Below are 817 nucleotides of genomic sequence, written 5' to 3' on the forward strand. Positions count from 1 at the left end.
GCGCAGGACGCCCCCCGCGAGGCCGCGCCCCGGTCGAGCGGCGCTCCCATGATCGTGTCCCCGCCCTCCGGCGCCGCGGCCAAGGAGGCGGAGCCCGCCGATCCCAGCCTGTCGCCCGAATGCCGCGTGCCGGGCTCGCAGCTCTACACGCTGGCCCAGCTCGAGGCGGTGAAGGCGGCGATCCTGAAGAAGCGCCCGGTGCGGGTGCTCGCCATCGGCGGCAATGCCGCGCCCGGCGCGTCCGCGACCTACCCGGTCAAGCTCGAGACGGCGCTGGAGCGCGCGATGCCCAACGTCGACGTAGTGATGGAGTATCGCGGCCTCCAGGGCGAGATCGCCTCGGGCGCGGCGGAGCGCCTGCGCAGCATGGTGGCCGACGTCGAGCCGGACCTCGTGATCTGGCAGGTGGGTACCCACGACGCCCTCGCCCGGGTCGAGCTCGACGCCTTCACCGACGCCCTCACAGAGACCGTGAGGTGGATCAAGTCGCACGACATCGACGTGGTCCTGGTCGATCCGCTCTACACCGCCAGCCTCGCCGCCGACGCGTACTACACCAGCATCGTCCAGTCGGTGCGCACCGTGGCGACGAATGAGAAGGTGCCGCTGGTGCTGCGCTACGACGCGATGCGCTACCTCGCCGGGCGCAGCGACAAGGGCGAGGGCCACATGCTCGGCCAGCAATTCCGGCTGAACGACCTCGGCCTGCGCTGCATGGCCGAGCATGTCAGCCGGGCGATCACGCTGTCGCTGCAGCAGCCCGACGCCACCGGCAGCGCGGCCGCGCCGCCGATCGCGACGGCGCCGGCCACGAGGT

The 817-nt window shown here is 72.3% G+C and carries 1 protein-coding gene; it reads left to right on the plus strand.

Annotated elements, in window-relative coordinates:
- Nucleotides 1-48: 48 nt before the first annotated feature.
- Nucleotides 49-817: GDSL-type esterase/lipase family protein (locus FV223_RS28915; RefSeq protein ID WP_147730033.1), on the plus strand; the 769-nt coding region annotated here is incomplete at its 3' end.

Origin of the sequence: Methylobacterium sp. WL116, from assembly GCF_008039455.1 — a bacterium.
Lineage (GTDB): Bacteria > Pseudomonadota > Alphaproteobacteria > Rhizobiales > Beijerinckiaceae > Methylobacterium.